The 8,951-nt window shown below is 35.2% G+C and carries 8 protein-coding genes; 4 read left to right on the forward strand and 4 right to left on the reverse strand.

Annotated elements, in window-relative coordinates; genetic code table 11:
• Window positions 1-53: 53 nt before the first annotated feature.
• From E1171_RS13920 to E1171_RS13935, 4 genes are all read right to left on the reverse strand, one after another.
• Complete coding sequence (locus tag E1171_RS13920; RefSeq protein WP_155206638.1) at window positions 54-710, reverse strand: hypothetical protein; 657 nt, start codon at window positions 708-710, stop codon at window positions 54-56.
• A 1,149-nt stretch (window positions 711-1,859) separates the two neighbouring features.
• Entirely contained in the window at window positions 1,860-2,171 is a 312-nt protein-coding gene (locus E1171_RS13925; RefSeq protein WP_155206639.1) for a PAAR domain-containing protein, read from the reverse strand.
• Window positions 2,172-2,203: 32 nt separating this feature from the next.
• On the reverse strand, window positions 2,204-4,003 hold the full coding sequence (locus tag E1171_RS13930) for a type VI secretion system Vgr family protein (protein WP_155206640.1): 1,800 nt from the start codon (window positions 4,001-4,003) through the stop codon (window positions 2,204-2,206).
• Window positions 4,004-4,119: 116 nt separating this feature from the next.
• Entirely contained in the window at window positions 4,120-5,211 is a 1,092-nt protein-coding gene (locus tag E1171_RS13935; RefSeq protein WP_155206641.1) for a PKD domain-containing protein, read from the reverse strand.
• A 683-nt stretch (window positions 5,212-5,894) separates the two neighbouring features.
• Between E1171_RS13935 and E1171_RS13940 the strand changes: the two genes are divergently transcribed.
• The 4 genes from E1171_RS13940 (at window position 5,895) to E1171_RS13955 (ending at window position 8,708) form a co-directional block, all read left to right on the forward strand.
• Complete coding sequence (locus E1171_RS13940) at window positions 5,895-6,833, forward strand: type VI secretion system baseplate subunit TssG (RefSeq protein ID WP_187696453.1); 939 nt, start codon at window positions 5,895-5,897, stop codon at window positions 6,831-6,833.
• Between the two features lie 8 nt (window positions 6,834-6,841).
• Window positions 6,842-7,708, forward strand: coding sequence for a TssN family type VI secretion system protein (locus E1171_RS13945; RefSeq protein WP_155206643.1), 867 nt, complete (start codon window positions 6,842-6,844; stop codon window positions 7,706-7,708).
• A gap of 134 nt (window positions 7,709-7,842) precedes the next feature.
• Complete coding sequence (tssD, locus tag E1171_RS13950) at window positions 7,843-8,259, forward strand: type VI secretion system tube protein TssD (protein ID WP_155206644.1); 417 nt, start codon at window positions 7,843-7,845, stop codon at window positions 8,257-8,259.
• Window positions 8,260-8,432: 173 nt separating this feature from the next.
• Entirely contained in the window at window positions 8,433-8,708 is a 276-nt protein-coding gene (locus E1171_RS13955; protein WP_155206645.1) for a hypothetical protein, read from the forward strand.
• The last annotated feature ends 243 nt before the right edge of the window (window positions 8,709-8,951 follow it).

The raw sequence follows: 8,951 nt of genomic DNA on the forward strand, positions 1-8,951 counted from the left end.
TTTGAAGGTACAAAATTATCAGTCGGATAAGGTATTGGTTCTTTTATTTAAGGTTAAAATGGATAACTACTTTCAGCTTCACTTTCTTGATATCGGGTATCGTCGCCAGCTTCCCCTCCAACATAATGAACTTCACCCATGACTACTTCTTGTGTGAGCAAAATTAAATCAGTATTAAGGAATGAAGGGATCCTTTTTGCATCTTTTTTTATTACTTCAATATCCCTAAGGAGTTGGAGCACCTCTTGAGAATTTTTTGCTCTTGCCGTTTGGTCACCAATTCTAGCACGTTTAAAAGTGCTTAAATACTCCAAAGATGCGGTCTCCAAAGGTAGTCCAGCATACTCTATAGCTTTTTTAAAAATTGTTTGGCCCACAAGATCTCGATTCCTCTGTAGTCTTTTTTTTACTTGTGCAGGTTCCCATTTTTTGGCTTCTGCAGCTTTTCTTTCTCTTTGTAATTCTTCTTCGTGTCGTCTTCGTTCTCTTTCCTGACGATGTCGTAATTCTTCCTGTCGATGTCTTTCTCTTTCCTCTTCTTCCTCTTCAAATACTTGAAACCTGCCTTGGTCCCTATTTAAAATTGTCCATTCTTTTTTCTTCCTTTTAAAAAAATTGGAAAAACAGGAAATGTTTAATGGTAGGTTGGGGCTTGGCTCCTCTACTACCTCCCATTCGTTAAAGGAATCGCTTCTTCTTACTTCTTTCATGGTTGAATGGTTTTTAAGTTTTGGAAATTCTAAAGTATTTCTTTCATTAATTTCAGGTAGTGTTAGACTATACCCACATTAATTTTAATGGTAAAAATTAGGCCTTCTCCATTTCACGCCTTTAAGAAACCCTACAAAAAAAACCAATTTCTTTATTCATCTCTATTTGAGTTATATTTTCTTCCTAAAACCTTCTTCTTAAAGGATTTCTTTGATTTTTTTTCCTATTAAAAGGGCTATTGTATTGGTTATCTTTTAAAAATGTTGCATCTAATAACAATAGGTTGTGAGTAGGGTTTTCACCCGAAGTTGGTAGTGAATCTACATTTTCACTCTTTGTATCATTTATACGAGAAAATTGGAATAAACGATTATAGTTTTCTTACCTATTTATCTTAAATGCCCTGAATAGCTTATCTATTCTTTGTATATATGCAAGGTAAACTTCTCATTATTAAATGAAAACAGAATGGGATTAGAATAGGATTAGAATTTCAAAAGGTCTAAAGAAATCATTAAAACTTCGGGAAGTTAAATAATTCCAAGTAAGATGAGATGGGTTTGTTACCATTAGTAACTCTTAAGCTGTCCCTGGTGTAAGAGGAATCAAAAATGGAAATTATGACCTATGGTATAATATCATTTTTTAGGCCCCTAAAATATTGTAAGCCAGAAAATTTATTAAATCAAACTTTTTAAAGTTTAATCTAGAACTTCCCCAGGTGCTCAACTTTCTTTTACTTAGGTAATTTTAATCTGTACCTATGAACACCAAGTGCTAAGAGAACTTCTTGTACAAAGAAGAAAAGAATTGAGAACTTGACAAAGAACTAAATCCAAAGATATCCAAAGTTCTGATAGCAGAATCAAAGCGAGTGTTTTGAATGGGAAGAGGTCCTAAAAAGACCCTCGGCAGACAATAGTTATTTGACTTTATTTGGGTGGATATTTGTTATTTCATTATGATTAGGAATATACAGCTATTTGCTAGTTCTGTTTTTGTCAGGCTTTTAGCCCCCCTATTCACTTTAGCTGATTTTAAACTTATTTCTTGGTAGTCGATTTTTAAAGCCACCGTCTCATTTTCAGTTATTTCATGAGTTTTTTGGATCTGTGAATTTTTCGACGATGGCTATCACCCTACTACTATTAGCCTATCAATACTGTGGGGTCACCTATAGAAATAAACCCACCATGAGCCGTCTTGCTGCCCATAGTGGCTACCTGTTTACCATTAAAAAGTACGTTGGCATTACCCTCTTTAATGGAGTCTGGGGGGCCAACGCAAACACATTTATCACCTTTTACGGCAGCGGGTTTGTCGTTTATTAATACCGTGGTAACACCTGGTCCCAATACTGGTCCTCCTACGTGAGGTATAGGAGGAGCAGGTGCTGGGGGTGTTTCTACTTTAGGGCAGATATGCATGCTGCCTATTGTTGCTATGGGTTTTCCTGCCATTTTCTTCTTGTTTTTTAGTTAAGTTAATTAGTTTACTTGATGTCGATTTTCCCTGCTGTTCCTTTTAGGGAGGTTTGGCCTCCTTTCAGACTAGCATTTTTACCTCCTTTAAGTTCTAAATCCATATCACCTGTCACGTTTGCATTTTTTGCTTTTATTGTAACCTTTGAGCTTCCTTTTAAGGTAGCGTCCCCTTTATTACTGGCAAGGTTAAGATCCTTATCTGCCGTAGCATTTAGGACTCCTTCTGTGGCCATGCTTAGGGCAGACTTGGCACTAAACTCTATTTCTTTGGCTTGTATAATAATTTTCCCGCTGGACAGAAGTTGAAACTCTTCCTCATGGGAGGCCATGATAATTGAGTTTTTTTTTCCTTTATCGTAAATGTGTATTTCTTCTTTTCCTTTGGTATCTATCAGTTCAATGGTGTGTCCACTGCGAGTACGTATGGCTTTAATGTTGTTGGATTTGGGTTTGTGTCCAGTTTTGTCCTTTCCATTAAAAAGGGCTCCTGCCACATAGGGTTTTTCTACATTTCCTCCTTCAAAAGCTACTAGCACTTCCTCACCTTCTTCAGGAATAAAGTAAAAGCCTTTTTCATCGCCGGCATATGGGCTTAATATACGCATCCAGTCACTTTCCATTTGCCATACAAACCTGACTTTAACCCTACCTAAACCTTCTGGATCTTCATTATCAATTATTTCAGCGGGTTGGGAAGCTGCTTGGGCGGAGATGAACGGATTGGTATAGGGAGGGACCCTAACATTTTTGGGAATAGCAGTAAAATGGCATTGATAATTTTCTTCATTTATGGAATGATGCTTTACGGTAGTAATGATATAATCACTGGAAACCTCTCCATTTGCAATGGTAATTATCCAGCCAGGTTGTAAAGGTTCATGACTTTTGCCAGAAAGCGTAAGCATGTTTGCTTCGTTACGATCTTGTAGGAGTTGGTTGGTTTTGTCCAAATCTTTCTGGTCGACTGCGGTGGTTAGGTAGGAATGGGACCGGTTATTTCGGGAAAAAACATCATTGCTTTTTTGTGTGGCCAGTTGGCTGTAGCGGTTATCGGAATTCTGCTGTCCTTTCATGGTTTCCACTTTTAATTTTTCAGCCCCTTTAAAGTTATAAGCACTTACGGCAATCTTAGGACTATTTATGTGTGTGGAGGTTTTTAGATTTTGTAGATTCACCCCATTGGTTAAAGTAAGTCCAGGGCTTTCGAGTTTGCCAAACCGGAGGTTTACCCCGTTATAATACATCCATTGTCCATAGCGCTTTGCCTGTCTTGAGATAAACTGAAAGTCTGTTTCATTATATTGGACGGCATAAGGAATTTTATCATTCTTTCCGGGGTCAAAGCTGCTGGCATCGTAGAGGTTTGAAGGAGCATTTTTAAGCACTTGATTTAGAACATCGCTTAGGGTGGTATCAATGTATGTTTGGCTTTGCTCAATATCATCGAAAAAGATGGTAGGACTGAGACCTTTGATCAAAAAAGAAGTGCTGGACTCATCGGGGCTTTGGATCTGGATGGCAGTGATTAACCCGATGAAGAATATTTTTCCCTGAGCTGAATTAAAGGTGATGGTTACTTTGACTCCTAGATGGTTTTCCACAAATTTTGCTTGATCATTTGTCGATAGAATAAGTTCTCTATTGTAATGCCAGAGGAAAGAAAATTCCTGATGGTCACAAAGGGGTTGATCTAAAGACAGATCTGTAAATTCAATGGGGTCTTCTTGTCCGTCCACGCTGATACTTACAAGTTTATTAACTTGCATTTCTTCAGGAAATGTGAAGATTTGATCATTTGAAGTTGCCATACTTTCTTTATTTATGTTTAATAATTAAGTATTGTATTGCAAGCCAGAGAAGTATTATGTAAAAACAGCTTGGTTAAAACCCGGCATTAAAATATGGGATAATTACCTAATGGGTATTAAAACCATTTTTTCTTATAAGAAATGGAAATCCCAGAAATACACCTTAATTGATTACGTCTTATTTCAAGGGCATTAATTTTAATTTTCTTCCCTTTGATATCATCGCATAATTCTGAAAAAGAGATCAGTTCTTTGTCGTTTTTTACTACAGGAATATCAAGGTTCCCACAAAGTTGTTCAAGCAGGTCTTCCTTGGTTTTACGACCGCTTGCAATTTGAAAGAGCTTTTGTTCAAATTCTTTGTCACTAATTTCAGGCGTTAATCTAAGTTCATCTGATTTTTGGCTCCGTGGTACTAATAAAGCCTCTTTTCTTATGTCTTCCAAGGGACCTTGAGACTCTTCAGGGTTGTGATTCTCTAAAGCTTTTAATTGGCTAGGTGCTTTATTTTTGTGCACTTCTATTTTTTTTCTTATGCTCTTTCTTGGCGTTACTACTATTTTTTGTTGGGTGATATTATGGTGGTCATTGTTTACCATCAGGGATACAGTTTTTATTCCTGGGCTGCTATAGGTGTGGCTGGGGTCCTTTAGAGTTGAGTTAATAGTAGTTCCATCCCCAAAGTCCCATTGCCAGCTGCTGGCATGGGGGGTATTGTCTTTAAATGTTACGGCCTTGCCGACTTGCACACTTTTTGGCAGGGTAAATACAGGCAATAAGGTGCTGTCTAAGACAGGCTTTTTTTCCTCAATATTTAAAACATGTTCGGTTTTGCAATTTCCATTTATGATTAGCGTAACAGTGTATTGTCCTGCTTCTTTAAAACTATGCAAAGCATGGGCTTTTCTTACTTTGGATGACCCATCCCCAAAATCCCATTCCCAACTTTTGGCGCCATATGATTCATCCTGAAATTGAATCAGACTACCCACAGTGTAATTATCCGATTTTATGTAATTTAGGACATCTTCACAGTTCACATGATCTTTCTTTTTTAAGAAAAATACTACTGCACTAATTAGGAAGAAGAAAAGGAAAGTTTGGTAAATATACCCACTAAAATTTGAGGGTATTCTTTTGCTCGAATTGTCATTGAATGTTTTCTGAGTACTTGGGTCATTCTCGATTCTTTTTTTATTCTGGGCCATTTTTAAAAAAACTTTCAATCAAAATTCTGTAATAAAAAAAGTCTTAAATAGGTAGGTATAAGTCTTAGATGTATAATTCCAATTTATTTGCCGAGTTTCTCGCCTAAGTTTTCTATAGAAAGCAGGTGGTGGATCCTTTTTAAATTGTAAGGGCTTGCAAAGGAATGTAAAAAATTCCAAACCCCGTTTTTTAATTTTTCTTATCTCTTCCCAGGAGAATGTCGGCCAACTTCAGGGGCTAATTATACTATTATTAATTAGATGTTTCACCTTATTTTTTACTTACTATTTTATTTATTTTAACATTTATATATAGTTGATGATTTGTTCAAACGAATAGGAAACTCCTCTGGTTGTCCTTTTAATAATAAGTGAGTTTCACTTTTGATAATTGCATCCTAGGGAATGGTTTTATTGAATAAGTAAAATGAAGCTTTATTTTGTTAAATAGAATTTTATCTCTTTGAAGTAAGGAGTAGTTGCTATTTAATAAAAAATAGGATAACAAATAGCGTGTAAACTTTTTTTAATAAAATTCTAATGGAATTTTAACATCAAGTTTAATAACTAATTTATTTTTTTTTCGATATTACTTATGAGAAATGAGCTTAGGAAGATTTTGGCTCTTTTGCCTTTTTCTTTTGGTTAAACCCATCCTTGAAGTTAATCTAAATCCGAATAGTATGGAGCCTACTGATGTGGTAGAAGAAATAAAGAGGATACAGGAACAAGATTTTGACCTCCGTGTGGAAGTCTTAATTGCCAATATGCTCGAAGAGGGAATGGATCCTGAGGAGATTCTATTCTCCTTTGAAGGGGCTTTTAATAGAAGTTACAGTAATGATCTGTTGGATTTTGAACTGGTTTATAATGAGTTTGAAAAAACAGATAATATTGTTTTAAGACTTTCCCGAGATGGTTTGTATCACGGACTTCCCGAAGCGATGTTTCATCAGGCCCAAGATCCTCTTTCAAAAAAAACCAGCCAGTGGGCGAAGGATTATATAAAAAGGAAAAAAGAGGAAAAGAACGCTAAGAAATTTTTTGCTCCCTTTGAAAATGAGTTTTTATGGCAAAGAGTATTTCAGGAGCAGGAGGAAAGACGAATTCTTAAAGAACTCAATAGTACGAAAATCAGTGATTTTACTAGGAACTTTTGGGATATTGAGGAGGACCTACCTATAGAGATGACTTCCAAGATGGTCCAATTGTTACCTTGGGCCTGGAAGATTGCCTTGGATCTGAATACTTTTTTACCATGCCTTAAAGCTGTTATTGGAGAAGAAGTTTCGCTTAATAAAATAGCAAATAATAGGATCGTGCACAACAAACAACAAAAGCCATTGGGGATGGATCGGCTTGGGCTTGAATTAACTTGTGGAGGTACTTTTATAGACGATACCTATTACTTAGAAGTTTGTATTGGGCCTGTCAAAAGTGAACAAACCTGTCACTATTTGGAAGGAGGTCAAAATCAACGATTCTTGGATGTTTTTTATAGTTTTTTTCTTCCCCTTGAAGTGGAGGTAAATACTCGAATTCTCATTGAAGAAAAAGAAAGTAAGTTTCAAATTGGTAATGAAGATTTTTATGCCCGTTTAGGGTGGACCACAATTTTATAATTTGTTGTATGAAAGCACCATTTAATGAGCTATTTAGCACTGAATTAATTACTCTGTGTACTATTTTATTTACATTGGGTATCCTTTGTACCGTAATCTTCTCTAAGCTGGTTAATAACTACTCTCAATTTTATAAAAAGAAAGTACTTATTTACATTATTCTTAGTTTTTTGGTTTTTGGCCTCAATGCTTTCTTGGGTTACAGTAGTCTTTTCCAGGAGGAACAACAAACATTCATCTATATACAAGTGAGTTTGTTGTTGTTAGGAAGTGTACATGTATTATTTGTTCATAGTTATTTCAAGGCATTTGATGAAGAGGAAGCGGTAGGAAAACATATCTTTTTCAGCTTGATCATTAGTCTTTATGGGATGTTTATTTTAACTCTCGTGAGTACTGTCCTTGCTAAAACAGATTTTTTACATTTAATGCTGTCAGCATATTTTTGTTTCTTGATCCCTTCTTTTTTTGAAAGAACATTTATCAAAGCCATTGCCATTCCCATGAAAATAATGAAGGATTGGGTCTTTCCTGTTCAAAATGGTTTTTCAGAGCCAAATGATGGGGAACTTAAGGACCTAATTTTTTTGAATCTTGAGTTTTACAAAACAACCAATGATGTTCATAAAACAAGTTTTAAGGCTAAAGCTCCCATCCGTATGGATTTTGGTCGGTTGTTTTATCATTTTGTAAACGATTATAATGACCGCCATGAGGAAAGAATTGAGGTATTGAATAAAGAGGAAAAAGCTTATCGTTGGGTATTTTATTTAAAACCACCTTGGTATGGTACCGCAAAGTATGTAAACCATGATCTTCCAATTTATATGAATGGAATTAGAGAAAATAGTGTGGTAATATGCAAGAGAGTCTAGGTGTTCAAAAAATTAATTATCAGGTATAATACTTTTGGCTAGTTTCAAAAAATAGCAATAAAGATGTAATTGTAGATAATGCAATTACATCTTTATGGATGGTTTTTTTGTCTTTGAATAAATTTTTTAAACTAATGATTTATAAAGGAAAACTTTTAATGGATGATCTCGAGCTTAACTTATTGGAGTATGAGTTGGAGTTTCATCAGCCTGTAGGCTTCCAGTCCAAACCCAACGACCGTGTGAAGGGTGGTGTAATTAATGTAATATTTAAAAAACAAGAGAAAGCTAATTATTTGATGAACTGGATGACCCAGTCAGATATGCGTAAAAATGGAAGTATTATCTTCAATGGACCTAAAGATAAAGGAGTAGTTCATGAGCACAAATTTTGGGATGCTTATTGTATCGCTTATGAGGAAACATACAGGTATGATAGTTCGCACCCTATGGTCGTACAGCTTTCATTTGCTGCAGGAATTATCCTTAATAAAAAACAAGGGATACTTTTTAAGCAGTCCTGGCACTTAACTGATTTGGGAACTTTGTAAGTAGCTAAACAACCAATGCTGGGGAGAATCTATGTGAGTGAAACTATCTTAATTGCCATTCTTCGATTCAAGCAAAATTGTTCGTGAAAGGGGATTTTTAATTTTACATCAAACAGTTAAAAACATGTATCAAAGAGTGAGTTTAAAAATATCTTTAAATCCTAATTAGGTCCATGAATCTATTACCCCATTTATTCGGAAGTTTTACTCTTGTGTTTTTATTAATCTTTTTTTCTTCTTTTCAAGAGGAAGAAGATTTTATTCAGTGGTCTTTAAATTCACCCTCTCTTGATGAAAATGGAAACATTACGGTTAAGGTAGGCGATCTGGTCCCAATTGATGTGGGTTTTGAAACAACAGATGCAAACTTTGGTATTGGAGGTTCTCGGCTTAATGTTGAAATAACTGATATCAATTTTCCTGAAAATGTAAAGGAGTTTGATCCTTAAATAGCAAACGTTGAGGGAACTAATAATTTATTTGGTGCGAGCTTGCTATTCGATACCTTAGGTTTAAAAACTACTTAGTTAGTAGAAATAAAATCTGATATTGAAAGTCTTGATTCTATTAATTTTTTGATAGTTGTCAATTAATAACAAAGGGTATTTAGTTCAAATAAAGAAATTGGCATTTTTTATCTTGAAAGAAATAAATTTAGCTCAGACGGAAATTTGGAAATAGGTTTAAGGACT

The organism is Xanthovirga aplysinae (genome assembly GCF_009711365.1).
Taxonomy (GTDB): Bacteria; Bacteroidota; Bacteroidia; order Cytophagales; family Cyclobacteriaceae; genus Xanthovirga; species Xanthovirga aplysinae.